Source organism: Pseudomonas sp. R4-39-08 (genome assembly GCF_003852275.1).
GTDB lineage: Bacteria > Pseudomonadota > Gammaproteobacteria > Pseudomonadales > Pseudomonadaceae > Aquipseudomonas.
Map to the genome: position 1 here is coordinate 4,487,153 of NZ_CP027733.1, position 21,380 is coordinate 4,508,532.

Below are 21,380 nucleotides of genomic sequence, written 5' to 3' on the forward strand. Positions count from 1 at the left end.
AACGCTCAAGGCTTGAGGTCGAACAGCGCAGCGCCGCTTTGCATATCGAAAGGTGCCGACCAGTGTTCATGCACCACCTTCCACTGACCGTCGATACGCTGATAGCCGGCAGTGACGCGCATCCAGCATGCCTTCACCTCGCCATCCGGCCCGGCGCCGCCGCAGTGGGCGAGCCAATGGGCAAACGCGCTCTCTTGCGCCTCCACGATGTGCAACTCATGAAACTCGAAAATACCCGGGCCGGGGCAATGCTCCATGCACGCTTCCCAGTGCGCCCGATAGGCCGCCTTGCCCTTGAATTGCAGCGCGGTCACGGCGTCGAACGAGACGATATCGTCGGCGTAAAAGCTGACAATCTTATCGACATCACGGCTGACGACGGCGTGCTTCCATTGCTCGATCAGGCTGTTGATGGCAGTGCTCATGGCGATGACTCCTTGGGGTTGGAAAATACGGAAGACACCCTTAGTCGAACGCGCTGCAGGCAAATCGACAGTCCGCACAAAAATAATGTCGCCTCCGGCAAAAACGCTAGAATCCGCCCCTCTTTGTAGGATTTCGGATATGCCGCACATGGACACCCGCCTCGTCCCCTATCAGGCGCTGAATGCTGTACAAAAACAGCAGCTCGACGGCCTGGAAGTCAATCCAGAACAACTGGCATATTCGGGTGATATCTATTGCGCGCTGAACAGCCTGCTGGTCAACCCCAACCCCGACGCTATCAAAGGCTTCGCCCTGCTCGCCGACGAGCTACCGGTAGCCTTCCTGCTCCTCAAACGTCCACCTTGCCTGCCCCATTGGGCCGACGAACACAGTGCGACGCTGCATGCGTTGCAGGTTGATCGGCATCAGCAGGGTCGTGGGTTTGGCAAGGCGTGTTTGCTGGCGCTGCCGGAGGTGGCGCTACAGGCGTGGCCGCAGATCAAGGCACTGGAATTGTCGGTGGATGCGGACAATGAAGCGGCGATGGGGTTGTATCTGGCAGCCGGTTGGGTGGATAGCGGTGAGGCTTACAGGGGAAGGATTGGGTATGAGCGCAGGTTGAGATGGGTGTTTAGTCAGCCCGGTGTTGACACCGCCAAAATGTAACGTATACATAACTTAACAACAGCAAAGTAATGTATACGCGACATGGACACTTCTGTAATTACTCAACGACTCGGCGTCCAGCTGCGCACCATGCGCTTGAATCGCGGATATAAGCAGGTGGATCTGGCGAAGTTGGCCGGAATTACCCGGCAAAAGCTGATCGAAATCGAAAAAGGCAGCCTCTCGGTCTCGATGAATGCCTATGCTCGGGTGGTTGCCGCCTTGGGCAGCGAATTCAAATTGGTGCCTGTGACCTTGCCGACCCTGGAGGAACTGGAGGACTTGTTCAATGAATAGCCCCACGCTACGCGTTCATACGCCTCAAGGGGACAGCGGCAGCGTGCTGGTTGGTGCTGACTATTTGTTCCGGTATAGCGATAACGCAAAAGCCGACAGCGCAATCAGCCTGTCGATGCCCGTCCGCGCGGAAGAATACCGTCGCCGGGACCTGCACCCTATCTTTCAGATGAATTTGCCCGAAGGCTACGTGCTGGAGCAACTGCGCAATCGCCTTGCCAAACACCACCGCTTACATCCCGGAAGACTCACTGGCATTGGACCTGGGCGGAAATAAATCGTTATTCGCCTCGCGCCTGGGCATCCTCGAATTTGCCAGGACCTGCGAAGTCGAACATCCCGAGGAGCGTATCCAGGCGCTGTTGCAGACCCTTGAAATGGTGCTCAAGCGCGAAGATGACTACTGCCGGTTGGCACCTGAGGTGGCGAGCGCCATACGTCAATCCGCTCAAGGTTATCAAAATAGCTTCGGGGGCTGAGTCGCCCCCGGTTCTGGCTCTCAGGCTTTCTGTCCAACCGGCAGCCAGATTTCCACCGTCCCGGTGCCCTTTTTCCCGTCAAAGTCCGCGCTATAACGCTCGAAATCCGCGCCCATCACCTTGTAGCCCGAATGCGGCAGCCATTCGAACATGATGCGCTCGTACGTCTGTTCCAGCGCCCGCACAGGCCCGTAATGCGTGAACACGGCGTAATTGAGCGGCGCAATTTCGATGAACTGGAAATTGCTCGGCACATCGCCCTTGGTCGGGACTTCAACACCGGCCATGTAGTCGAATTCGCCGTGCTTGGGGTTATGGCAAACACCATACGTCACGCCGCCGACGCGCTTTTTGATGTCCTTGATGCACGTGTCGAACAACTCCCACAGATTGGGGATATCGCCCACGGTAGCCTTCGAATAGCGCCCCTGAACGCCGGCGATCACCATGGCCTTGCCGGCTTCCATGCGTGGTTCCAACGGTTGTTTTGTCTGCTGATCCATACGAACAGTCTCCTTCTTATGAGGGAACAAACCCGCATCGAGTATAGGGGCATATCCGCGTCGCGCTCCATGTGGAAATTTTTCCTACGCATCTGGACAACTGGCCATCATCGACCGTATTGTCTGCCCGCAGGCCACCGCAGTGGCCGACGTCGCTCGGACGGTTCCGGGCGCTTACGTACCTCGAGGCAACAATGGCAGACCAAGGTTCGCCGCGCCGCTTTGCGCGCATAGATCGACTCCCCCCCTACGTGTTCAATATCACTGCCGAGCTGAAGATGGCTGCGCGTCGGCGCGGCGAAGACATCATCGACTTGAGCATGGGTAACCCCGACGGCGCCACGCCCCCGCACATCGTGGAGAAAATGGTCACCGTCGCCCAGCGTGAAGACACCCACGGCTACTCCACGTCCAAAGGCATTCCGCGCCTGCGCCGGGCGATTTCGCGTTGGTACAAAGATCGTTATGAGGTGGACATCGACCCCGAGTCGGAAGCCATCGTCACCATCGGTTCCAAAGAAGGCCTGGCGCACTTGATGCTGGCCACCCTGGACCAGGGCGATACCGTGCTGGTGCCCAACCCCAGTTACCCGATTCACATCTACGGCGCCGTGATTGCTGGCGCCCAAGTGCGCTCGGTGCCGCTGGTGCCCGGCGTGGACTTCTTCGCTGAGCTTGAGCGGGCGATTCGCGGCTCGATCCCCAAGCCGAAAATGATGATCCTCGGCTTCCCGTCCAACCCCACCGCGCAGTGCGTGGAGCTGGATTTCTTCGAGCGCGTGATCGCCCTGGCCAAGCAGTACGACGTGCTGGTGGTGCATGATTTGGCCTACGCCGACATCGTCTACGACGGCTGGAAAGCCCCGTCGATCATGCAAGTGCCCGGCGCCAAGGACATTGCGGTGGAGTTTTTCACCCTGTCCAAGAGCTACAACATGGCCGGCTGGCGTATCGGCTTCATGGTGGGCAACCCGGAACTGGTCAACGCCCTGGCGCGGATCAAGAGCTACCACGACTACGGCACCTTCACTCCGCTGCAAGTGGCCGCGATTGCGGCGCTGGAAGGCGATCAGCAGTGTGTGAAAGACATTGCCGAGCAGTATCGTCAGCGCCGTAACGTGCTGGTAAAGGGTCTGCATGAGCTGGGCTGGATGGTGGAAAATCCGAAGGCGTCGATGTATGTCTGGGCCAAGATTCCCGAGCAGTATGCCGCCATGGGCTCGCTGGAGTTTGCCAAGAAACTGCTGCTGGAGGCGAAGGTGTGTGTATCGCCGGGGATTGGCTTTGGTGAGTATGGCGACGATCACGTGCGCTTCGCGCTGATTGAGAACCAGGACCGGATTCGCCAGGCGGTGCGGGGAATTCGCGGGATGTTCCGGGCGGACGGGCTGGTAGCAAAACCTGGCGTCTGACTCGGTCAAAAAGTGGGAGGGGCTTGCTCCCGATCGCGGTGAATCAGCCACCCGACGCAGTGGCTGACACCCTGCTATCGGGGGCAAGCCCCCTCCCACATTTGATTGGGTTTTCAGCTTTGTTGGGTGGTATGGCTTACACCACCAACGACAGCAGCATGATGAAGATCAGCGCCTGACTCGGTCAAAATTGTGGGAGGGGGCTTGCCCCCGATGGCGGTGAATCAGTCACCACATGCGGTGGCTGACACCCTGCTATCGGGGGCAAGCCCCCTCCCACATTTGATTGGGTTTCCAGCTTTGTTGGGTGGTGTGGCTTACACCACCAACGACAGCAGCATGATGAAGATCAGCGCCCGACTCGGTCAAAATTGTGGGAGGGGGCTTGCTCCCGATGGCGGTGACTCAGCCACCACATGCAGTGGCTGACACCCTGCTATCGGGGGCAAGCCCCCTCCCACATAGTTTCAGTGGCGTGGCCTACACCACCAACGACAGCAACATGATGAAGATCAGCGCCACCACCGACAGAATGGTCTCCATCGCCGTCCAGGTCTTGAATGTCTCGGCCACGGTCATGTTGAAGTACTGCTTCACCAACCAGAACCCCGCGTCGTTGACGTGCGACAGGATCAACGAACCCGCCCCCGTCGCCAGCACCAGCAGCTCGCGGTTAACCCCTGGGATCATGCCCACCACCGGCACCACGATGCCCGCGCCGGTAATGGTCGCCACGGTGGCCGAACCGGTTGCCACACGAATCACCGCCGCCACCAGCCACGCCAGCAGGATCGGGTTGATCTGCGCATTCACCGCCATGTGGCCGATCACGTCACCCACGCCGCTGGTCACCAGCATCTGCTTGAAGCCGCCACCGGCACCGATGATCAGGATGATCGCGGCGGTCGGCGCAAGGCTGGCGTCGAGCAGTTTGAGGATCTGCTTGGAATGGATGCCCTGGCGATGGCCGAAGGTGTACAGCGACAGCAGCAACGCCAGCAACAGCGCGGTGATCGGGTGACCGATCATGTCCATCCAGTTGCGCACCACGTTGCCTTCGGCGAACGCGATGTCGGCGAAGGTTTTGAGCAGCATCAAAAACACCGGCAGCAGCACGGTGACCAGGGTGATGCCGAAGCTTGGCAGCGATTTGTTATCGGTCTCGCGGGCCAGTTGATCCACCAGTTCCTGGGACGGATTGCCCGGAATGTACTTGGCGATGAACGTACCGAAGATCGGGCCGGCGATAATGGCGGTGGGCAGTGCGACGATCAGGCCATACAGGATGGTCTTGCCGATATCCGCGCCAAACACGCCGATGGCCAGCAGCGGGCCCGGGTGCGGCGGCACCAGGCCGTGCACTGCCGAGAGGCCGGCGAGCAGCGGAATACCGATCTTGATCAGCGACACACCGGTACGCCGCGCAACGATAAACACCAGCGGGATCAGCAGCACAAAGCCAATCTCGAAGAACAGCGGGATGCCCACCAGGAACGCGGCGAACATCATGGCCCACTGGACCTTGTCCTTGCCAAAGGCGCGGATCAACGTCTGGGCGATCTGATCGGCGCCGCCGGATTCGGCCATCATCTTGCCGAGCATGGTACCCAGCGCGAGGATGATGCCGACAAAGCCGAGCACACCGCCGAACCCGTCCTGGAACGCCTTGATGATCTTGTCCACGGGCATGCCCGAGGTCAGGCCGAGGAAACCGGCCGCGATGATCAGTGCAATGAACGGGTGCACCTTGAACTTGGTGATCAGAATGATCAACCCGATGATAGTGACTACTGCGTCTAGCAGCAGGTATGACTCGTGGGACATGCCAAACATGGGGGGTCTCTCCTGTTTGTTGTTGTTATTAAAGCGGGTGTTGAACTTCCTGCCGGGGATAGCGCTATCTTTCCGGCAAAAAATTACTGATTAGGTTCAAAGCCGTGCTCGAGCCACCAGGTGTTGGTCTGCTCGGCCAGCTTCTCGACGCTGTCTTCGCTGGCGTTGAGAGCCAGGGTCAGCGGCTCGCCCTTGGGCGATTCAAGGGTGGCGAACTGGCTGTCGATCAGGCTGGCCGGCATGAAATGGCCCGGGCGATGGGACACGCGGTCGGCGGCCACTTCACGGGTCAGCTCCAGGAATACAAAGCCCAGGCCCGGCGCGGCTTCGCGCAGGTGGTCGCGGTATTTCTTTTTCAGGGCCGAACAGGTGAGCACCGGATGCTCCCCGGCCTTGAGCGAACGGCGCAGTTCATCGCAGAGGATGTCGAGCCAGCCGGCGCGGTCGTCGTCGTTGAGGGGGTGGCCGGCGCTCATCTTTTCGATGTTCGCGGCGGGGTGAAAGCTGTCGCCTTCAATGGCGGTGGCGCCGTTCAGGCGGCACAGGGCCTCGCTGACGCTGGTTTTGCCACAGCCGGCAACACCCATGATGACCAGGGCAGTAACAGGTTGACTCATAAACACCTCAGGACGCAGATAGCGCTACCTTTGCACAGCGTAAGGCTAGTGCAAAAACAGGCTTTTCCCGCGCCGTCTTGTCTTTTTTTATGGAGTGACGCGTGCATCCGCTCCAATCATTTGAACGGGATCAGGCAACCCAACGTTCAAGCATTTGCAGCCGTTTGGAGACAGCGCTACCTTAGTGCCTCGATTTTTGTTTGGCAAGCCGCCTGATGACCTCTAAGAACGATAAAAATACCCGTACCACCGGTCGCCCCACATTGAATGAAGTTGCCCGTCTGGCCGGCGTCAGCCCGATCACCGCCTCCCGCGCCCTGCGCGGTATCAGCACCGTCGCCGCCGAACTGGTGGAAAAAGTCCAGCAAGCCGCCGCCGAACTCAACTACGTGGTCAACCCCGCTGCCCGTGCGCTGGCGTCGGCCCAGAGCCATTCGGTAGTGGTGCTGGTGCCGTCTTTGTCCAACCTGCTGTTTATTGAAACATTGGAAGCCATTCATCAAGTACTGAGGCCCAAGGGCTTTGAAGTACTGATCGGTAACTTCCACTATTCCCGTGACGAAGAAGAAAACCTGCTGCGCAACTACATGGCCTACCAGCCTCGAGGTTTGCTGCTGACCGGGTTCGACCGCACCGAAAGCGCGCGACGGATGGTCGAGGCCAGCAACGTGCCCTGCGTATATATGATGGACCTGGACCCGAATGCCGGAGTGAACTGCGTGGGTTTCTCGCAGTTGGCGGCGGGTGAGACGGCGGCGGCGCACCTGCTGTCCCGTGGGTACAAACGCTTGGCTTACATCGGCGCGCAACTGGATCAACGCACGTTGCTGCGTGGCGAAGGTTTCCGCCGAGCACTGCAAAACGCCGGCCTGTATGACCCGGCGCTGGAATTGCTGACCCCGCGCCCTTCGTCGGTCGGCCTGGGTGGCGAACTGTTTTTGCAACTGCTCGCAGCCCATCCGGATGTGGACGCAATTTTCTTCGGCAACGACGACCTGGCCCAGGGCGCCCTGCTCGAAGCCATGCGCCACGGCATCAATATCCCGCAGCGTGTAGCGGTGCTGGGCTTTAACGACTTGCCCGCATCCTCCTTCATGGTGCCGCGCCTGAGCAGCATCAGCACCCCCCGCGAAGCCATCGGCCGGCGTGCGGCGGAGCACTTGCTGACGATCATGGCGGGTAACAGGATCGCCAAGCCGGTGGTGGATATGGGGTTTGAGTTGCAGGTGCGGGAGAGTACGTGAAGGCTCGCGCTTAGTCGGACGGAGGGAGCCTGTAGCCGCCGCCCTCTGCGCCTTCGTGCAACGCTGCCTGGATACGCTCGTATAGCGCGTTGGCCTCCCGCGAACCGATGGATCGCGAGCAATCGCGTAACACGATACGAAGCAGGATGTTCTCTTGCCCAGGCAACAACCCCAGGCGAGCGATTGCTTGCGCTGGCAACTCATCTCGAGACCAGCGCCCCTTGATCTGCATTTCTTCCACCCACGCTGCGTCCTCACCTGCGGCGAGCAGCATCTTCTCAGTGATAACTTCTTCGCTTTGCCCCGGCGTCACCGCAAGAGAAATGTCTCGGGTAATCGAAGGCAATCGAGAAATCGGCTGCCACGGCTTCAAGTCGAACATTTGCGCCCTGACGCGGGGATGGGTATCACGCAGGAGTCGAATATCCGGAATGCCCTTGCGCAGCATGGTCAAACGATCCAGGCCCATCCCCAAAGCCAGGCCGCCGTGGTGGTGCGGATCGATATTCAAGCGTTCAAGTAACGACCGGGCGATGCACCCGCACTCCAACACCTCGATCGGTTCTCCATCAAGGATCAAGTTCACCTCGATACCACCTTCGGTGTAATGGTGGGGGCTGTCCGAGAACACCCATTCCATGGCGGGCACCGCAATGTCCAGGATGTCTCCCACCAGGCGCAGTAGCTGGTCCCGCTCAGCAAGCTGCGGCTCGCCCAATACCCACAGGTCCATCTGATGCGGTTCCGCGCAATGCCAGCGATCACGGCTATCACGTCGAAATGTCATGCCGGGCGCCGCCAACAGCCTCATCTGCCCAGTCTGGCGGTTTTCACTGGCTCGCTGTAACGCTGCCGGGATCAAACTGGTGGTTTGAGTACGCAACAGGCTGGTGTCATCGACCCAACGGGTGTGGGCACTGCCCAGGGTAATTTCGCAGGTGTCGTAGCCGAGCAGTCCGTAGTTATCGTGGGCCGAAACCACACGCGGCCCTTGCAGCCACTGAGGGTCAGGCCAATGACGCGAGGTCAGACCTTGGAGAATTTGATCAAGCAATAGTCGCACTGCGTGCGGCTCGGGGTTGAGGTCGGTGAGATCCTCTAATGTCAGGGCTCGTTTCAGTTCGGCGGCACTTATAACTTTTCTGCTTGGATACATATCTGCATCTCCTGCACCGTAAAAGCCAGAAGTACAAAAACTACGCCTTGGAATTTTACTAGAGCAACAGCTAGAACTTGAAAAACTATGTTTTCAGACTCTACCTACAAATATCACCTACAAACCTAGTTCGTACTAATGGCTATCACATTGATTTTCTACGCCCGGATGTCATTGTTCGTAAAGCGTTCACATGATCTGTACCAAGCAAGGCGTAGGAACGATCACGCGCACGTAGGATGCCTATAGGAAGCGGCTGACATCATGCCAAGTGCCTTGCTCCATTACCTACGGTTACGTCAGAATCCGCCGGCTTGTGTGACGGGGTGGCGGTCTTTAAGGTTTGCCGGTCGCTGAATTTCTCGGTGATCGGGTTTAGTAGCCCATTTTTGGACCTCCTAAACCAGGAGCATTGCAATGTTCAAAGAAATCGACACGCCGCCAAACACCCTCTTCACCGTCTTCCCCGATATTTCTACCGAAACCCTGCTGATCAACAGCTACGAAACCGTGTGCTCCGTCAGCACCTTGCTGCTCGACCTGTCCGATGACCTCACTGGCAAGCAACGCGACGTAGCCCTGGCCATCCACCAATTGAGCGAGCTGAGCGTCTTGCTGGTGGGCAAGGCCATGGACCAACACACACCACGCGCTTAAGTCCCTACTCGGTCAAAATGTGGGAGGGGCTGCCCCCCCATGCTAAACATGGCTGTTTTCCTCCCCTTACCTGTCAACTTTGACAGTAGGCAAGCGCCGGTGGGCGCCTTATAAGTACATCGTCAAGGATATCTCCTGACACTTGATTCTCACTGAAAAGGATCTTGCCATGTACTCGCTCACCTCCAATAAAACGCTGTTCGTCAAAGGTGTGATCGGCTGCAATATATCGATTACCCCCCTCCCATTCACCTCAGAGTCAGTGACTCTTCAAGACGCGAGCGCTACCCAATTTGTAATCGTTGGCCACGACAGATCATGGGGTCGAGTTGTACTCATCTACCTGGATAAAGATATCTCCTGTGGAACTTTCAACATTGGACGAGGCGAGAAAGTGTTTGCCTATTATTATCATCGTTACTCGGAATTTGGATGGAACTACTATGCGGAGAGTGGAACCTTCACGCTATCCAGTGTTGATTTCGCCAACTCGCTATTGGAGGGGACGTTTAACTTCAACGCGCCAGGCATGGAAGAAGGTGAACCGGAAATGAAGATAACGAACGGTGTTGTTAATCTGACTGGCCCTTCACGTTGAAGAAGTATTTTTTATTCATTTGACGCGCTAAGGGCCCTTCGCTTGCCAGAGAGCTCTTAACGCCAACGCCTGACAAGAACCTCGCCCCCCCACCCCATGCCTCTGCTAAATTGAACCCCTTGTCATCGCCAAGGAAGCACCATGGGACATTCACTGAAAATATTGGGCCGCGCCTCCTCCATTAACGTACGAAAAGTACTGTGGACCTGCCAGGAACTGGGTATCGACTACGTGCGTGAAGACTGGGGCATCGGCTTCAAGCCCACCCAATCCCCCGAATTTCTCGCCTTGAACCCCAATGCCCAGGTGCCGGTGCTGATCGACGACCATGGCGTGCTGTGGGAATCCAATACCATCTGCCGCTACCTGGTCGGCCTCTATCAACGCACTGACCTGCTGCCCGTCGAGCCCGCGCCACGGGCGCGCGTCGAACAATGGATCGACTGGCAAGCGGTCGAACTCAACCGTGCCTGGGGCGATGCGTTCACCGCGCTGGTGCGTAACAATCCCGACGGCCTGGACGCAGCACAGATTGCCGCCGCCGTGCAGCGCTGGAACAGCGTGATGGGCATTCTGGAACAACAGTTGGCCAAGACCGGCGCTTACGTAGCGGGCGATGAATTCACCCTCGCCGATATCCTGATCGGCCTCTCGGTACACCGCTGGCAAGTGACGCCCATGGAGCGTCCGCCCTACCCCGCCATCGCGGCGTATTACCAACGACTCGGCGGGCAGCATGCAGGCTTCAAGACCTTCGCGCTCGACGGCCATAATTAACAAGGACACACCATGAACGGACTCAACGTACTGCTGACCGGCGCCTGCGGCAAAATCGGCAAGACCTTTTTCGAAGCGTCGAAAGACCGCTACCGCTTCACCTTGACCGACCGTGTCGAGCCGGATTTCGCTCTGGGCGAACACCGTTTCGTGCGCGCTGACCTGAGCGACAAATCCGTCCTCGCCAGCCTGCTCGAAAACATCGAGGTGGTTGTACACCTCTCGGGTATCCCAGACCCCGCTGCGTCGTTCGAGGAGCTGCTACCCAATAATATCCTCGCCACCACCTACCTGTTCGAGGCCGCCGTGGCCGCTGGCGTGCAGCGCCTGGTATATGCCAGCAGCGCGCAAGCTGTCGAAGGTTATCCGGTAGACCGTGAGATCACCCCCGACATGCAAGTGATGCCCGCCAACCTGTATGGCGTGACCAAATGCTACGGTGAGGCGCTGTGTGGCTATTACGCGACCAAAACCCCGCTCTCGACCATTGCCGTGCGCATTGGCGCGTTCGAGTTTCCCCAGCACGCAGACCTGAACAACGCCCGCGACCTCAGCGCGTGGCTCACCCCTCGCGATGCGGTGCAATTGCTGCAGTGCGCGGTGGACACCCGCGATGTGAAACACCTGGTCGCCCATGGCATTTCCAATAACCGCTTCAAGCGCCTGGACCTGAGCGAAACCATACGTGTACTGGGTTACCAACCGGTGGATGATGCGTTCCAGGTCTTTGAAATCCCCATCACTTACTGAGTGTTCTGACCCATGCCTGCACGCTCTACCACTGACGGCATCGACCCGACCCGCGCCGCCCACATCAGCGCACGTATCGACCGCCTGCCCGCCGTCGCCAGCATCTGGCGCCTGGTGGCATTGCTGTCGATCGGCGGTTTTTTCGAGCTGTATGACCTGTTCCAGACGGCCTATATCAGCCCAGGCCTGATCAGCGACGGGATTTTCCACACGGGCAGCCAAGGCGTGTTCGGCTTTTCCGACCAGGCCGCGTTCGCCTCGGCCACCTTCCTCGGCCTGTTCCTCGGCGCCAGCCTGCTGAGCCCCATCGCCGATCGGTTCGGGCGCCGGGCGATCTTCACCTTTGCGCTGATCTGGTACACCGTCGCCACGGTGCTGATGGGCATCCAGACGTCCGCCCTGGGCATTATCTGCATGCGCTTTCTGGTGGGGATCGGACTGGGTATTGAACTGGTGACGATCGACGCCTATCTGTCGGAACTGGTGCCCAAGCGCATGCGCAGTTCGGCGTTTGCCTTTGCATTTTTCATCCAGTTCCTGTCGGTGCCGGCGGTGGCGCTGATGTCATGGTGGCTGGTGCCCCAGGCGCCGTTCGGGATCTCCGGCTGGCGCTGGGTGGTGCTCAGCAGTGCGGTGTTTGCATTGTTTATCTGGCAACTGCGCAAGCGCCTGCCGGAATCACCGCGCTGGCTGGCGCAGAAAGGTCGTTTCGAGGAAGCCGGCACGATCATGGACACCCTTGAAGCGCGCTGCCTGAAGGATCACGGCAAGCCTCTGGATGCGCCGGAACCCGAGGCTGTCAGCGTGCAGGGCAGCGGCCGTTTCGCCGATATCTGGCAACCGCCCTACCGCCGTCGCGCCTTGATGCTGATCGTCTTCCATGTGTTCCAGGCCATCGGTTTCTTCGGTTTTGGCAACTGGTTGCCCGCCTTGCTGTCGGGCCAGGGCGTCAGCGTAACCCATAGTCTGCTCTACGCCTTTATCATCACGCTCGCCTATCCGCTGGGCCCGCTGCTGTTCGTGAAGGTCGCCAACCGTTTTGAGAACAAGTGGCAGATTGTCGGCTCGGCCTTGGGTGCGGTGATCTTCGGCAGCCTGTTCGCTGTGCAAACCACGGCGGTGGGGCTGATCTTCTGTGGGGTGATGATCACCTTCTGCAACGCCTGGCTGAGCTTCAGCTATCACTCGTATCAGAGCGAATTGTTCCCCACCAATATCCGTGCGCGGGCGGTAGGGTTCTGCTACTCGTTCAGCCGCTTGTCCACGGTGTTCAGCAGCCTGCTGATCGGTTTTATCCTCGAACACCTGGGCACACCGGGCGTGCTGGCGTTTATCGCGAGCAGCATGTTGATTGTGATGATCACCATCAGTTGGTTCGGGCCGCGAACGCGTAACCTGGCACTGGAGAATATCGCCCACTGACGGCAAGGGTTGGCCGTCGACAGGACAGTGTTTGCCGCGACGGCGGCTTGCCTCCCAATAAAAGCGGGCACGTCGTGCCCGGCATGCTAATTGCTCCAGCTGTCACACCGAACATTCCCCCAGGTGACCGATCATGCTGGTTAACAACGACACCCAAGCCGCGTCGACCGTCCAACAGCTCAAGCGCTCCGACATGGACCCGGCCAACGCCGCTGCCAGCGCGCTGTACAGCGGCGCCCTGCAAACGGCGCAGCAAAGCGTGACGGTGCCGGCCGCCCAGAAGGACCTGGACAAGGCGAGCGATCGCATCGACGAGGCCTTCGCCAAGACCCGCGTGCAGTTGCAAGCCACAGCGACGACCTCCGGGGCGCGGGCTGAACTCAGCGAATACATGAGCAAATCCCCGGCCGAGCGCATCCGCGAGCAGTTGCTCAAGGAGCAGGGGATGACAGAAGAGCAAGTGCAGGCCCTGCCGCAGCAACAACAGGACGCGATTGCCCGGCAAGTGGCTGAGCGTTTAAAGGAGCAGCAACAGCAGCAGGTAGCGGCGAAGGCGGCTGCTCCACAGGCCCAGGCAGTGAAAGACACCCTGGCAGCAATCTAAGCCACACAGCTGAACAAAAAATGTGGGAGGGAGTTTGCCCCCGATAGCAGCGTATCAGCCACCGATTCATTGATTGATCCACCGCCATCGGGAGCAAGCCCCCTCCCACATTTTGAATTTCTTTCACATCAGGTCAGCGGCGTTTTCAGTTATCAGCCAGCATTGCCAGCAACGCATCGGCGGCCGCAGAAGATGAGCGGTTTGGCGAGCCGACCAGGGCGAACTCGCGGTGTATCGGCACGCTCAGGGGCAGCACGCGCAGGCCCTGGCACTGGGCCGGCAGGGTCGTTTCCGGCACCAGGGTCACGCCGACATCCTCGCGTACCAGGCTGAAAGCGCTGCTCCATTCACGCACTTCGGCACGCACATCGCGCAGCGTCAGTCCGGCGTCGGCACTCAGGCTGCGGGCGTTTACGCTGCAGCCGCCGGTGGCAAGCACGAAGGGCTGCTCCAGCAACTGCGCAAGGGTCACCGTGACCTGCTGCGCCAGCGCGTGCCGGGCTGGCACCACCGCCAGCCAAGTGTCCCGCCCCAATAGCGTGGGGTTGCGCTCGGGTTCTGGGTTGAGCACCACGCCCAGGTCGACCAGGTCGGCGTCGAGCAAGGCATGCACTTCGTCGTCGGTGACCTCAAGGGTGGTGACCTCAATGCCCGGATACAACTGCGCAAAACGCTGCAACCTGGGGCTCAGAAACTTCGCCAATACCTGAGGGAAACACGCGATGCGCAGGTTCCCACGCAGCATGGGTCGGGCTTCCTCCACGCGGCAGCGTATCGCCTGCAGGGCGCTGAGCATCACCCTTGCCTGTTCGATCACGCTCGCTCCCAAGGCGGTGGGCAAGGTCTTGCGCGGCTCGCGGGTGAACAGCTGCGCGCCCAACGCGGTCTCCATGGATGCCATGGCCTGGCTGGCGGCGGACTGGGTCATGCCCACCCGTTCGGCAGCGGCGGTGATGCTGCCGTGATCGGCCACCGCCACCAGCAGGCGCCAATGCATCAAGTTCATCATGGCAGTAGCTGTCCTTATGGGTGGGGTATGAAGCTTTAATTTTACCCACGGTGCCATGCCCGCGAGACTGGCGCAAACCCGACATAGAGGCCCTCCATGAAACTGTATTTTTCCCCGAATGCCTGCTCGCTCGCCCCCCATATCGTGCTGCGGGAATTGGCCTTGCCCTTCGACCTGGTGCGCGTGGATAACCAAGCCAAGACCACGGCCGACGGCAGGGATTTCCTGCAGATCAACCCCAAAGGTTACGTAGCGGCACTGCAACTGGACAACGGCCAGGTGTTGACCGAAGCCAGCGCGATCCTGCAATACCTCGCCGACCTGAAGCCCGATGCCCATCTGGCCCCGGCCAACGGCAGCTGGGAGCGCGTGCGCTTGCAAGAGTGGTTGAATTTCATCGCCACCGAAGTGCATGGCGGGCTGGCGGTCTTTTTCAACAGGGCAATCCAGGGCGAGGTGCGGGCCCTGTTCCAGGCCACATTATTCAAACGTTTTGCGGTGCTGGTGCAAACGTTGGAGCAACAGGATTATTTGCTGGGCGCGCAGTATTCGGTAGCGGATGCGTATCTGTTTGTGGTGCTGCGTTGGGCGGCGGTTCATGGGATTGAGCTGAATGAATGGCCGGCGTTGGTGGCATTTCAACAACGGGTGGGCAAGCGGCCCACTGTGGTTGCGGCCCTGGCAGCGGAAAATCCATGAGCGGTCAGGTGATCAAGTAGTGGCGAGGGAGCCGCTCCCTCGCCCCAGGGCTTATGGACCTTTGAACACAACCTGCTGCACATCAACCTTTTTCGGGATCAAGCCATTGGCGAAAAACAAATCGGCGGTGCGTTGCTGATTGGCGATGTCGACCGCCTGCAGCGGCCGGATCGGCTCGGGCGAGCGGTGTTCGAAGTAGCGTTTGACCACCGCCGGTTGCAGGCCCAGGGTCTTGGCCATCAGCGCGATGCTGTCTTCGGGTTGGTCCAGGGACAGACGCTGCGCCTTGCCGAGGGTTTGCAGGATGGTGGCAATGGCTTGGGGATTTTGCCGGGCAAACGCGCTGCTGGTCACGAAGAAGCTGCCGGCCGGATTGAGGCCCTCGCCGGTGCCCAACACGCGGGCGGCACCGTCGACCACGGCGGCCGAGTAGTAAGGGTCCCACACCACCCAGGCGTCCACCTTGCCTTGCTCGAACGCGGCGCGCCCGTCGGAGGGCGACAGGTACACCACGTTCACATCTTTCCACTGCAAGCCGGCGCGCAGCAGGCTCTTGAGGAACAGGTTGTGCGCACTGGAACCCTTGAGCAGCGCCACGCGCTTGCCCTTGAGTTCGGCCACGCTCTGAATGGGGCTGGCTTGAGGCACCAGCACGGCTTCGGTTTTGCCCTCATTGGGCTCGACGGCGATGTACTGCAACTCGATACCCGCGGCCTGGGCGAAAATGGGTGGGATGTCGCCGATATTGCCGATGTCCAGGCTGCCGGCGTTCAGCGCCTCGATCAGCGGCGGGCCACCGAGGAACTCGGTCCACTGCACCTGGGTGCCGGGCAGCGCGGCTTCGAACAGCTTGTGCTCACGGGCGAGGACCATGCTTACCGAGCTTTTCTGATAGCCAATGCGCAGCGTGGCTGGATCGGCGGCCAAGGCGTTTGCGGCGACCAGCGAAAGAACGGCGACAGCAATTATTTTCAGCATAAGAGCGCTTCCTTGACCTTGACGGCGGGTGCGGTTGGGCACGGTATGTCGGGTGCTTCGAAGCAGCGATCCTAGCAAGCCATCTTATTCATTAATAATATTAAAAAGTCATCTATTTATAACTTTATATGCGGACTCGCAGGCCGATGTTTGCGCCCTGCCGGCAACGGCTACAATGCCCGCCTCGCCCTTTCATTGGTTTGAACATGCACATCGAACGCTTGGCAGCGCCGCTATGGCCGCTGCTGAACAAGTTTTACCGCAGCCACAACTCGTCGATGAAGGCGCTCAAGGACGGGCAATTGTGGGTGGCGAGGGACACGCAGATCGTTGCCGGGTTATGCCTGACCCCCGTGGTCGGTGGGCAATGGCTGACCGGCGTGTTCGTTGACCCGGCTTATCGCGGCCAGGGGCTGGCGGCGCGGTTGATTCAACAGGCGGTGGCGGGTGTGGACGGCAAGGTCTGGCTGTTGTGCCATCCGGACCTTGAAACGCTGTACCAGCGCATGGGTTTTTCCCAGGACACGGTGTTGCCGCAATCGCTCAGTGAGCGGTTGGTGCGCTACAAGCGCAACAAACCGATGATCGCGATGGGCCTCGATAACCTGATGGCTTGCGCCCGATAGAAGTGGGTAGGAGCGAGCTTGCTCGCGAAAAACTCACAGGCACCGCGTTCATTCAGCAAGCACGCGTTATCGTTGACATCTTTCGCGAGCAAGCTCGCTCCTACAGGGAGCAAGCCCCCTCTCACATTTGGACCTGTTGCAGTCTGCTGGTCATTCGTCGGCGGTTGGGTCCATTTCCGGGAACATCACTTCGATAAACCCGAACTTGCTGAAGTCGGTAATCCGCGACGGGTACAACCGCCCGATCAGGTGATCGCACTCATGCTGCACCACCCGTGCATGGAAGCCGTCGGCGAAGCGTACGATCGGCTCGCCCTTGGGGTCGAAACCTTCGTAGCGGATCTGCTGATAGCGGTCCACAGCGCCGCGCAGGCCGGGGACGGACAGGCAGCCCTCATATCCCTCTTCCAGCACCGGGCTGAGCGGTGTGATCAACGGGTTGATCAGGATGGTCTGCGGTACCGGTGGTGCCTCCGGGTAGCGTTCGCTGGCCTCGAAACCAAAGATCACCAATTGCAGGTCCACACCGATCTGCGGCGCAGCCAGGCCGACGCCGCCCACGTGTTCCATGGTCTGGAACATGTCATCGATCAGTTGCCACAGCTCGGGGCTGTCGAACATTTCCGGCGGCACTGGCGGGGCGATGCGCAGCAGACGTTCATCGCCCATTTTCAGGATTTCACGGATCATTGATCAGGCTCAACGGTAAGAGGCTTGGAATGGTCCCGGCCCAGGCCTGAGACATGTTGTTTTTCACCGGTATGGCCCGGTTCGTCGATTTCTTTTTCGCCGGGGTCCTTGCCTTCGGCGGACATGTGTTCGATCACGGCGTTCATCTCCGCGCCAAGCAACAGCACGGCGGCGGAAATATAGAAGTACAAGAGCAACACGATGATCGCGCCGATACTGCCGTACATGGCGTTGTAGTCGGCGAAGGTCTTGACGTAGTAGCCAAAGCCGAGGGAAGCGACGATCCACACCACCACCGCCAATACGGAACCGGGGGTGATAAAGCGAAACTCCTGTTCGACGTCCGGCATCACGTAGTACATGAGGGCCACGGCAAACATCAGCAGGATCACGATCAGCGGCCAGCGCAGGATGGTCCACAGCGTGACGACGAACTCCTGCATACCGATCTGCCCCGCCAGCCATTCCATCACCTGCGGGCCGAGCACCATCAGCGCGGCGGCGGCGAGCAGCATGCCGGCGATGCCGATGGTGTAGAAAATCGATAGCGGGAAACGCTTCCAGATCGGCCGCCCCTCCACCACGTCATAGGCCGCATTCATCGCGCTCATCATCAGGCGTACGCCAGCGGAGGCGGTCCACAGGGCGATCACGATACCCACCGAGAGCAGCCCGCCCTTGGATTGCTGCAACTGGTCGATCACCGGGTTGACCTGCTCCAGTGCCTGGGGCGGCAATACCAGCTCCGACTGCAGGCGCAGCCAGGTGAAGAAGTCCGGCAGGTGCAGGAAACCGATCAGGGCAATCAGGAACAACAGGAAGGGAAACAACGAGAACAGCATCTGGTAGGCCAAAGCCGAGGCGTAGGTGGGCATCTCGTCGTCGACGAATTCCGTTACGGTGCGCACCAGCACCTTGTGCAGCTTGAGACCATCGAGTACCGGAAAAATCATAGCGTCTCCTTTCGCCGCAAAGAGGTTGGGGTCGCGGGCGACTCAGGGGCCGTTTTCTACATCAAAGTAGCCCATTTGGCGACTTTGAAACAATTTCTAAACTTTAGTTGCAGCCTTGGATACAAAAACGGCCATCCGTAGATGGCCGTCGGGCTGCTGGGATGAGCCAGCCGGACCGTCTTACTCGGTCGCTTTTTTCACTGCGTCCTTGGTCTTGCCCACTGCCTGCTGAGCTTCGCCTTTCTTTTCCTGGATCACGCCTTCAGCACGCAGTTTGTCGTTGTCCGTCACCTTGCCGACACCTTGCTTGATGTTACCGGCGGCTTCATTAGCTACGCCTTTTACCTTATCGGAAGTGCTGGTCATGGTATTACTCCTGATAACAATCAAATGGTTTTAGGTCACTACGTAGCGGTTGACTGGAAGCCAAGCGCCAGAGTTTCAATTATTTTTAAGTGTGCATTTGATCGAAAGGGGCAGGTTTGCCTTTATGTTTTGCGGCCAACCCACGAGAATGCCCGGCAGATTCAGGCTCGAACGCTGAATAACAGATCCCGTAGGAAGGTTATGAAACTCAATAAAGCACAGGCCATCGCCCGCAGAAACCAGGAACTGGGCGGCGCCGTACTCGGCGTCAACAACTGCCATTTCACCGACCTGGACCCCAAACGCAATATCTGGTGGTTCGACTTGCCAGTGGCGCGGATTGGCGTGGGCCAGTACGAGTGGATCCACTTGTTGATGCACAACGCCGAGACTGACCAACTGCTGCACCTGAAAGTGCCAACGGCGTTCCTGCGTGAGAACCTCGAAGGGTTGGTGGTGCGCAATGCCGGCAAGCGCAAGCCGGAAATCACCCTGGAACTGAGCGCCGACAAGGACTCGTTCCTCAAGGACGTGCGCCCTGCCGGTGCGGGAATCAGCTTTGCGCAGTTCGCCCTGTAATAACGCAGTCATAAATGTGGGAGGGGGCTTGGTCCCGATAGCTAAGTGTCAGTCACGTTATCTGCGACTGGCCCACCGCTATCGGGAGCAAGCCCCCTCCCACATTTGAAGTGCGTTACTTTTTGAAACCGAGCTTCTTCAGTTCTTCATCGCGCAATTCACGCCGCAGAATCTTGCCCACATTGGTGGTCGGCAGCGCATCGCGAAATTCGACGGCCTTGGGCACCTTGTAGCCGGTGACGTTGGCGCGCATGTGTTCCATCACCTGCTCCTTGGTCAGGGTGGCGCCAGGCTTTACCACGATGAACAGCTTGATGTGCTCCCCGGACTTTTCATCCGGCACGCCGATGGCCGCACACTGCAACACGCCCGGCAGGCCTGCCAGCACGTCTTCCAGTTCGTTGGGATACACGTTGAAACCCGAGACCAGGATCATGTCTTTCTTGCGATCGACAATACGCATGTAGCCGTCGGGCTGGATGATCGCGATGTCGCCGGTCTTCAGCCAGCCTTCGCTGTCGAGCATTTCGTCGGTTGCGTCCTGGCGCTGCCAGTAGCCCTTCATGACCTGGGGGCCCTTCACGCACAGCTCGCCGGTTTCGCCCAGCGGCAGCTCGGTGCCGTCGTCGGCGATCACTTTACACACGGTGGAGGGCACCGGGATGCCAATGGTGCCGATCTGGATATGCTGGATCGGGTTGACCGTGGCCACCGGGCTGGTCTCGGTCATGCCGTAGCCTTCGCAGATGCCACAACCGGTCACGGCTTTCCAGCGTTCGGCGGCCGCCAGCTGCAACGCCATGCCGCCTGAAAGAGTGACCTTCAGCGCGGAGAAATCCAGCTTGCGGAAAGCTTCGTTGTTGCACAGCGCCACGAACAGGGTATTAAGGCCGACAAAGCCGCTGAACTTCCACTTCGAGAGCTCCTTGACCATCGCCGGCAGGTCGCGCGGGTTGCTGATCAGGATGTTGTGGTTGCCGATCAGCATCATCGCCATGCAATGAAAGGTAAACGCATAGATGTGGTACAGCGGCAGCGGCGTGATCAGGATCTCGCACCCTTCGTTGAGGTTGGAGCCCATCAGCGCCTTGCATTGCAGCATGTTGGCGACCAGGTTGCGATGGGTGAGCATCGCGCCCTTGGCCACGCCGGTGGTGCCGCCGGTGTATTGCAGCACCGCCACATCGCCGCTGGCCGGGTTGGCATCGCTGACCGCCCGGCCCTGCCCCTTGGCCAGCACGTCATTGAACTTGATCGCTTGCGGCAAATGATAGGCCGGGACCATTTTCTTCACGTACTTGATCACGCTGTTGATCAACAGGCGCTTGAACGGCGACAGCAGGTCGGCGACTTCGGTCACGATCACGTGTTTGATGGCGGTCTTGGGCACGACTTTTTCAGCCAGGTGCGCCATGTTGGCCAGGCAAACCAGGGCCTTGGCCCCGGAGTCATTGAATTGGTGTTCCATTTCCCGCGCGGTGTACAGCGGGTTGGTGTTGACCACGATCAGCCCGGCACGGATAGCGCCGAATACGGCGACCGGGTATTGCAGGACATTGGGCAGTTGCACGGCGATTCGGTCGCCAGGCTTCAAGTCGGTGTGCTGTTGCAGGTAGGCGGCGAATGCGCCGGACAATTCGTACAGTTCACCGTAGGTGATGGTCTTGCCCAGGTTGCTGAAAGCCGGTTTGTTGGCGAAGCGCTGGCAGGACTGCTTCAGTACCGCCTGAATATTCGGATACTCGTCTGGATTGATTTGTGCAGCAATCCCGGCGGGGTACTTATCCTTCCAAAAGTCTTCGTTCATGGAAGCCCACTCCTCAGCGACGCGAATTCATCATCGCATTTGATGCGATTATTATTGGTGTATGTTTTTTTAAGGTGAATCTGGCGCTTCAAGCAGGCCTAGACGTCACAAAGCGCGCCGAGAGTAGCAGCTTTGCCAAGGGCCGACTAGAGCCAAAAGAGGGCCCCACGGTCACTAACACGACTGTCCTACAATAATTGGTCACACTTTTAACGCAGACAAAATAACCCAC

General features: G+C 59.2%; 25 protein-coding genes and 1 pseudogene. 15 read left to right on the top strand and 11 right to left on the bottom strand.

All coding sequences use genetic code 11. The annotated features are described in order from the left end of the window. Positions 1-5: 5 nt before the first annotated feature. Positions 6-425, bottom strand: coding sequence for a nuclear transport factor 2 family protein (locus C4J88_RS20690; RefSeq protein ID WP_124407990.1), 420 nt, complete (start codon positions 423-425; stop codon positions 6-8). Between the two features lie 148 nt (positions 426-573). Here C4J88_RS20690 and C4J88_RS20695 point away from each other — a divergent pair, with 148 nt between their 5' ends. From C4J88_RS20695 to C4J88_RS28145, 4 genes and pseudogenes are all read left to right on the top strand, one after another. Beyond that, positions 574-1,092: an N-acetyltransferase gene (locus C4J88_RS20695; RefSeq protein WP_124407991.1), complete on the top strand. Its 519-nt coding sequence runs from the start codon at positions 574-576 to the stop codon at positions 1,090-1,092. A gap of 42 nt (positions 1,093-1,134) precedes the next feature. Further along, positions 1,135-1,389, top strand: coding sequence for a helix-turn-helix domain-containing protein (locus C4J88_RS20700; protein ID WP_124364088.1), 255 nt, complete (start codon positions 1,135-1,137; stop codon positions 1,387-1,389). Continuing rightward, positions 1,382-1,630: pseudogene (locus tag C4J88_RS28140) on the top strand (HipA N-terminal domain-containing protein); the annotation flags it as partial. The gene C4J88_RS20700 and the pseudogene C4J88_RS28140, both read left to right, overlap by 8 nt. After that, a complete protein-coding gene (locus C4J88_RS28145; RefSeq protein ID WP_164487702.1) occupies positions 1,605-1,868 on the top strand; it encodes a hypothetical protein in 264 nt (87 codons plus the stop codon). The pseudogene C4J88_RS28140 and the gene C4J88_RS28145, both read left to right, overlap by 26 nt. A 20-nt stretch (positions 1,869-1,888) precedes the next feature. Here C4J88_RS28145 and C4J88_RS20715 read toward each other — a convergent pair whose 3' ends face one another. Next, the gene (locus C4J88_RS20715; RefSeq protein ID WP_124364090.1) at positions 1,889-2,371 is read right to left on the bottom strand and encodes a GyrI-like domain-containing protein; all 483 of its coding nucleotides are present in this window, start codon (positions 2,369-2,371) and stop codon (positions 1,889-1,891) included. A 194-nt stretch (positions 2,372-2,565) separates the two neighbouring features. Here C4J88_RS20715 and alaC point away from each other — a divergent pair, with 194 nt between their 5' ends. Next, positions 2,566-3,783: an alanine transaminase gene (alaC, locus tag C4J88_RS20720; protein ID WP_124364091.1), complete on the top strand. Its 1,218-nt coding sequence runs from the start codon at positions 2,566-2,568 to the stop codon at positions 3,781-3,783. A gap of 480 nt (positions 3,784-4,263) precedes the next feature. Here alaC and C4J88_RS20725 read toward each other — a convergent pair whose 3' ends face one another. Both C4J88_RS20725 and C4J88_RS20730 read right to left on the bottom strand, forming a co-directional pair. Next, positions 4,264-5,616 (bottom strand): GntP family permease, encoded by a 1,353-nt coding sequence (locus tag C4J88_RS20725; RefSeq protein WP_124364092.1) that lies wholly within the window; start codon positions 5,614-5,616, stop codon positions 4,264-4,266. Between the two features lie 83 nt (positions 5,617-5,699). Next, entirely contained in the window at positions 5,700-6,233 is a 534-nt protein-coding gene (locus C4J88_RS20730; RefSeq protein ID WP_124407993.1) for a gluconokinase, read from the bottom strand. Between the two features lie 212 nt (positions 6,234-6,445). On the opposite strand from C4J88_RS20730, the gene C4J88_RS20735 reads away from it, so the two are divergent. Continuing rightward, positions 6,446-7,477: a LacI family DNA-binding transcriptional regulator gene (locus C4J88_RS20735; protein WP_164487747.1), complete on the top strand. Its 1,032-nt coding sequence runs from the start codon at positions 6,446-6,448 to the stop codon at positions 7,475-7,477. Between the two features lie 10 nt (positions 7,478-7,487). Here the strand turns inward: C4J88_RS20735 and C4J88_RS20740 are convergent, their stop codons facing one another. Next, positions 7,488-8,633, bottom strand: a complete 1,146-nt coding sequence (locus tag C4J88_RS20740; RefSeq protein WP_124407995.1) for a hypothetical protein — start codon at positions 8,631-8,633, stop codon at positions 7,488-7,490. 417 nt (positions 8,634-9,050) lie between these two features. On the opposite strand from C4J88_RS20740, the gene C4J88_RS20745 reads away from it, so the two are divergent. The 6 genes from C4J88_RS20745 (at position 9,051) to C4J88_RS20770 (ending at position 13,441) form a co-directional block, all read left to right on the top strand. Further along, the gene (locus tag C4J88_RS20745; RefSeq protein ID WP_124368096.1) at positions 9,051-9,290 is read left to right on the top strand and encodes a DUF6124 family protein; all 240 of its coding nucleotides are present in this window, start codon (positions 9,051-9,053) and stop codon (positions 9,288-9,290) included. A 169-nt stretch (positions 9,291-9,459) separates the two neighbouring features. Next, a complete protein-coding gene (locus C4J88_RS20750) occupies positions 9,460-9,888 on the top strand; it encodes a DUF6252 family protein (protein ID WP_124407996.1) in 429 nt (142 codons plus the stop codon). A 141-nt stretch (positions 9,889-10,029) separates the two neighbouring features. After that, on the top strand, positions 10,030-10,665 hold the full coding sequence (locus C4J88_RS20755; RefSeq protein ID WP_124407997.1) for a glutathione S-transferase family protein: 636 nt from the start codon (positions 10,030-10,032) through the stop codon (positions 10,663-10,665). A gap of 12 nt (positions 10,666-10,677) precedes the next feature. After that, entirely contained in the window at positions 10,678-11,415 is a 738-nt protein-coding gene (locus C4J88_RS20760) for an NAD(P)-dependent oxidoreductase (RefSeq protein ID WP_124407998.1), read from the top strand. A 12-nt stretch (positions 11,416-11,427) separates the two neighbouring features. Further along, positions 11,428-12,837, top strand: a complete 1,410-nt coding sequence (locus C4J88_RS20765; protein WP_124405085.1) for an MFS transporter — start codon at positions 11,428-11,430, stop codon at positions 12,835-12,837. Positions 12,838-12,970: 133 nt separating this feature from the next. Then, positions 12,971-13,441, top strand: coding sequence for a hypothetical protein (locus C4J88_RS20770; protein WP_124405086.1), 471 nt, complete (start codon positions 12,971-12,973; stop codon positions 13,439-13,441). Positions 13,442-13,586: 145 nt separating this feature from the next. On the opposite strand, the gene C4J88_RS20775 is transcribed toward C4J88_RS20770, so the two are convergent. Next, entirely contained in the window at positions 13,587-14,450 is an 864-nt protein-coding gene (locus tag C4J88_RS20775) for a LysR family transcriptional regulator (protein ID WP_124407999.1), read from the bottom strand. A gap of 96 nt (positions 14,451-14,546) precedes the next feature. Between C4J88_RS20775 and gstA the strand changes: the two genes are divergently transcribed. Continuing rightward, positions 14,547-15,149 carry a glutathione transferase GstA gene (gene gstA, locus C4J88_RS20780; protein WP_124408000.1) on the top strand — a complete coding sequence of 201 codons (603 nt, stop codon included), beginning with the start codon at positions 14,547-14,549 and terminating at the stop codon, positions 15,147-15,149. A gap of 51 nt (positions 15,150-15,200) precedes the next feature. Here gstA and C4J88_RS20785 read toward each other — a convergent pair whose 3' ends face one another. Beyond that, complete coding sequence (locus C4J88_RS20785; RefSeq protein WP_124368104.1) at positions 15,201-16,127, bottom strand: aliphatic sulfonate ABC transporter substrate-binding protein; 927 nt, start codon at positions 16,125-16,127, stop codon at positions 15,201-15,203. Positions 16,128-16,333: 206 nt separating this feature from the next. Between C4J88_RS20785 and C4J88_RS20790 the strand changes: the two genes are divergently transcribed. Next, the gene (locus tag C4J88_RS20790) at positions 16,334-16,753 is read left to right on the top strand and encodes a GNAT family N-acetyltransferase (protein ID WP_124408001.1); all 420 of its coding nucleotides are present in this window, start codon (positions 16,334-16,336) and stop codon (positions 16,751-16,753) included. A gap of 150 nt (positions 16,754-16,903) precedes the next feature. Here C4J88_RS20790 and def read toward each other — a convergent pair whose 3' ends face one another. The 3 genes from def to C4J88_RS20805 all read right to left on the bottom strand — a co-directional run bounded on the left by def (position 16,904) and on the right by C4J88_RS20805 (position 18,762). Continuing rightward, on the bottom strand, positions 16,904-17,443 hold the full coding sequence (gene def / locus C4J88_RS20795; protein WP_124408002.1) for a peptide deformylase: 540 nt from the start codon (positions 17,441-17,443) through the stop codon (positions 16,904-16,906). Further along, the gene (locus C4J88_RS20800; RefSeq protein WP_124368107.1) at positions 17,440-18,396 is read right to left on the bottom strand and encodes a YihY/virulence factor BrkB family protein; all 957 of its coding nucleotides are present in this window, start codon (positions 18,394-18,396) and stop codon (positions 17,440-17,442) included. The genes def and C4J88_RS20800 overlap by 4 nt, the downstream gene beginning before the upstream one ends. A 180-nt stretch (positions 18,397-18,576) precedes the next feature. Next, entirely contained in the window at positions 18,577-18,762 is a 186-nt protein-coding gene (locus C4J88_RS20805) for a CsbD family protein (RefSeq protein ID WP_124408003.1), read from the bottom strand. A 201-nt stretch (positions 18,763-18,963) separates the two neighbouring features. Between C4J88_RS20805 and C4J88_RS20810 the strand changes: the two genes are divergently transcribed. Next, positions 18,964-19,341, top strand: a complete 378-nt coding sequence (locus C4J88_RS20810; RefSeq protein ID WP_124368109.1) for a hypothetical protein — start codon at positions 18,964-18,966, stop codon at positions 19,339-19,341. Positions 19,342-19,456: 115 nt separating this feature from the next. On the opposite strand, the gene fadD1 is transcribed toward C4J88_RS20810, so the two are convergent. Beyond that, positions 19,457-21,148 carry a long-chain-fatty-acid--CoA ligase FadD1 gene (gene fadD1, locus C4J88_RS20815; protein WP_124408004.1) on the bottom strand — a complete coding sequence of 564 codons (1,692 nt, stop codon included), beginning with the start codon at positions 21,146-21,148 and terminating at the stop codon, positions 19,457-19,459. Positions 21,149-21,380 lie beyond the last annotated feature (232 nt).